Below are 237 nucleotides of genomic sequence, written 5' to 3' on the forward strand. Positions count from 1 at the left end.
CAACATGAATCTCGATGTGCCATTTTCACAGATTATGAATACCTTTATTCCGCCGGAAACGCCGGAAGTCGGCTCAGCGGTTAATTTTGCCTCCTCAGTCGAAGATTTAGTCACCCAGACGCTGGAGTTCACGATCGAAGAAGTGAATGCCGATCGTAATGTTTCTAACAATGCGAAAAATCGTCAGATCGTCCTTAACCTGTACGAAAAAGGCATTTTCGATATTAAAGACGCCAT

Annotated in this window: 1 protein-coding gene; it reads left to right on the top strand. The window is 43.9% G+C overall.

The genetic code is table 11. The annotated features are described in order from the left end of the window. The coding region (locus tag P6709_RS20320; protein ID WP_278242683.1) for a helix-turn-helix domain-containing protein at positions 1 to 237 on the top strand (237 nt) is incomplete at both ends.

The organism is Jeotgalibacillus sp. ET6, assembly GCF_029667115.1.
In the GTDB taxonomy this organism is placed as follows: domain Bacteria; phylum Bacillota; class Bacilli; order Bacillales; family Jeotgalibacillaceae; genus Jeotgalibacillus.